The organism is Priestia sp. BR_2 (assembly GCF_041954005.1).
GTDB lineage: Bacteria > Bacillota > Bacilli > Paenibacillales > Paenibacillaceae > Paenibacillus_AQ > Paenibacillus_AQ lautus_A.
Map to the genome: position 1 here is coordinate 1 of NZ_JAVFHM010000096.1, position 2,824 is coordinate 2,824.

The 2,824-nt window shown below is 46.1% G+C and carries 3 protein-coding genes; 1 reads left to right on the forward strand and 2 read right to left on the reverse strand.

Going from position 1 to position 2,824, the window contains the following annotated elements; genetic code table 11:
• A partial coding sequence (locus RB298_RS02630) for a DNA alkylation repair protein (RefSeq protein ID WP_486045615.1) occupies positions 1-371 on the reverse strand: 371 nt, incomplete at its 3' end.
• A gap of 721 nt (positions 372-1,092) precedes the next feature.
• Here RB298_RS02630 and RB298_RS02635 point away from each other — a divergent pair.
• Positions 1,093-2,556, forward strand: a complete 1,464-nt coding sequence (locus tag RB298_RS02635) for an Msr family ABC-F type ribosomal protection protein (RefSeq protein ID WP_486045613.1) — start codon at positions 1,093-1,095, stop codon at positions 2,554-2,556.
• 122 nt (positions 2,557-2,678) lie between these two features.
• Here RB298_RS02635 and RB298_RS02640 read toward each other — a convergent pair.
• Positions 2,679-2,824: helix-turn-helix domain-containing protein (locus tag RB298_RS02640; RefSeq protein WP_486045617.1), on the reverse strand; the 146-nt coding region annotated here is incomplete at its 5' end.

The window sequence follows — 2,824 nt, forward strand, 5'->3', positions numbered from 1 at the left end:
CTCCAGCCTGCCGACATTTTAAGCTCTTCACCGCTAGCGATCCACTTATCGGCAACAGCTTGCGCAATTTCCGTTTCGGCCAAAGTCACGGCAACCACATAATCTGACAACATATAAAAATAAGCGCGATCCATCCAACGATCGAAATCGGCTTCCGTCATGATCATGGGGTCTGTAATAATGCCGGCAAAATACATCGCATCATAATTGCCGGTGGCGTAAAGCTGCTCTGCTAAAGGTTGATTTTTCTTGATTTGCTTTGCTAACGGCTTCATTGCGCCAGTAGCGACCCCAAAAAGCGGCTCCTGCGCACCATTGCTCATATAGGTTTTTTTAATCCGTTCCTTGCCGAGTGCCTCCAGTTCCTGCATAACCACGTCGAATTCCAATATAATCCACTTCCTTTTTTGTACAGTATTCATTCACAAATCACGTAGATATCCGGGTAAGGATGGAAATATATTAATTACGAAGAATTATATCATAAGTCGGCTTGTGCAGCCTTACCACCAAAGTTAACCATGTTGCTTCTTTCTCTTTAAAAACACCCCGCTTCTCCTTATGGTGGACTGACCCATCTTCATTGACAGGTATAGCCGTCAATGTTAGAATTCAACGTATCATTGATGAGGAGGCTCGTGATCTATGTTACATTCCATGCGTATAAGATAAGCTGGCAATCAAAAAAGCGGATGTTCCAACCACAAATGTGGGCTTTTTTTGAGCTGCTTATTTCCTGCGTATGTAGACATAGATTGCGACACGGTTAGCTTTTTTGCTATGCCTTTGTGTCGCCATCTTCTCTCGTTATCCATGCAGATTTAAGCCCCGTTGTGGACTCGGATCTGCATTTTTTATTGCCAAAAAACGGCCGAACATCGGACATGGTACAATCCAACCTCATGGGAAACGACATCCCTGCGATTTGGGCTGGACAGGTGTTTTTTTCTCTATCAGGCGTATGGTCAATAAAAACGTAAAGGGGCAAATCTTATGAGATCCATGCATTGGTTCTTCTTTATTTAATCCTCTCTTCTTCAATCGCAGGCGATCCTGCGAACAGAAACTGCGATTTTTGAAGGAGGAATCCATATGGGATTTTTGATAAAAGCAAAAGATATGGTTGTGGAATATTCGGGGCGCGATGTACTGGACATTGATGGACTGGAGCTTTACGACTATGACCGAATCGGTCTCGTAGGCGCGAACGGAGCAGGTAAAAGCACACTGCTAAAAGCCTTGCTGGGGGAAATTCCTTTGTCCCAAGGTACTGTCATTCGGGAAGGCAACTTCCGTTATATTCCCCAATTGGATGATGTCATTGTACAGGAGATTCAAGATTACGCTTTAATCGGCAAGCTGGGAATTGAGAGCTGTGAAGCGGAATATATGAGCGGCGGTGAAGAAACACGGCTAAAAATAGCACAGGCCCTCTCCGGAGAGGTGCACGGAATTTTTGCCGATGAGCCGACATGTCACCTGGATCGGGATGGCATAGACTTTCTGATCCACCAGCTTAAATATTATTCCGGCGCCTTGCTCATCATCAGTCACGACCGTTATTTCCTTGACCAAGTCGTCGATAAGATCTGGGAGTTGAATGAGGGGAAAATCACGGAGTACTGGGGCGGATATTCCGATTTCCTGCGCCAAAAAGAAGAGGAGCGGCATAGTCAGGCTGCAAAATACAAGCAATTTACTGCGGAACGGGAGCGGCTGGAGAAAGCCATTACCGAAAAGCTTAGCCAGGCTCGAAAAGTGGATCAAAAGGCCAAAGGCGCTTCACGAAAAAACAGCTCCGAAGGCGGCGGCCGCCTGGCTCATCAAAAATCGACGGGAAGCAAACAGAAAAAGCTCCATAATGCCGCTAAAAATATGGAGCATCGAATCGAAGCGCTTGGTGAGGTGAAACCTCCTGAAGCCATGCGATCCATCCGTTTTCGGCAAAGCAAAGCCTTGGAGCTTCATCATCCGTTTCCGATTACAGGGAAAGACATTTGCAAACAGTTTGAGGGCAAGGAAATTTTCGAGGAGGCCTCCTTCCAGTTTCCATTGGGCGCCAAGATCGCGGTCACCGGCGCGAATGGATCCGGGAAAACGACGCTTTTCAAGATGATACTCCATCGTGAGCCTGGTATTTCCGTATCCCCTAAAGCGGAAATCGGCTATTTCGCCCAAACGGGTTACAAGTTTGACCGTGATCAAGGGGTTATGGAGTTCATGTTGGAAGACAGTGATTATGAAGTGTCGGACATCCGAGCCGTTCTGGCATCGATGGGATTTTCTCAACAGGACGTAAGAAAGTCTTTATCCGTGTTGAGCGGCGGAGAAATCATGAAATTGCAGCTTGCCAAAATGCTGTTAGGACGGTACAACATCCTGCTGATGGATGAACCCAGCAATTTTCTGGATCTTCCTGCGGTGGAAGCGCTGGAACAATTGATGAATCACTATGCGGGAACGATCATATTCATATCGCACGATGTCCGTTTGATCGAGAATGTAGCCGATACCGTATATGTAATCGAGGACAAAAAAATCATTCAGAGGGCTTAATCACCGATCGCTCTTCAAGCGGATGATAGGGTATGTTGTTTCGCTGTGTAAACCGTTTGGCTTAGGGCAGCCTTTTATGGCGGGTCCTAAGCCTTTTTGCGTTTAATTAGGATGCTCCATTTTTATTCCAGCTGGTCTTCGTCCATTCGATATTCTAAAATATCTCCGGGCTGACATTCCAAAGCCTTACAAATCGCCTCTAATGTCGATAATCGAATCGCTTTCGCCTTTCCGTTCTTCAATATGGAGAGATTGGCCATCGTTATTC

What these genes read in the sequence shown, in the direction of transcription:
- RB298_RS02635 (WP_486045613.1), top strand. Translation starts at nt 1,093, where the DNA reads ATGGGATTTTTGATAAAAGCAAAAGATATGGTTGTGGAATATTCGGGG.